This is a genomic window from Apibacter sp. wkB309, assembly GCF_002964915.1.
Taxonomy (GTDB): domain Bacteria; phylum Bacteroidota; class Bacteroidia; order Flavobacteriales; family Weeksellaceae; genus Apibacter.
Map to the genome: position 1 here is coordinate 1 of NZ_PSZL01000020.1, position 603 is coordinate 603.

The 603-nt window shown below is 41.8% G+C and carries 1 protein-coding gene; it reads left to right on the forward strand.

The features are described from left to right. Positions 1-603 (forward strand): RHS repeat domain-containing protein (locus C4S75_RS05790; protein ID WP_221404064.1); only part of this gene is annotated, 603 nt, incomplete at both ends.

A 603-nucleotide genomic window follows, 5' to 3' on the forward strand; every position in this document is an offset into this window, starting at 1 on the left:
AACACCCAACAGAGGATATAAAAACATTAAGTTTTGTTGACGGAGCAGGAAGAACCTTGCAGGTAAAAAAAGACGGAGTGATAACCAAGACCGATGCAAACGGAAGTAATCCTCAGGACGAAAAGGTACTTATTGTAAGCGGAAGAACTATGCTGGATCCATTCGGACGAGTAGTAAAAAGCTACTATCCGATTACCGAATCGCCGGAACATGCCATAGAATTTAATCGAAACTTCGATAAAGTAAACCCAAGTGTAAGCAACTATGACCTGTTAGACCGTACCGTAGCAACTATTCTTCCGGATTCCGGTACTCAAACCACTGAGTATACAATAAATCCGACTGAAAGACAACAAGTAACCATCATTACGGATGCTATGGGAGGAAAACAGAAAACCTATGCCAACGGATCGGGGCTTACTGTTAAGACCGAACAACTATCCGGCCCGTCAGGAATAATTACTACCCGTTATGCTTACGATGGCATCAATCAATTATTAGAAGTCATCGATACCGAGGGACAAATCACTCAATCGAAGTATGACTTAGCCGGAAGAAGAATTCAATTATCACATCCAAGTGCAGGAATTACCCGATTAAGTT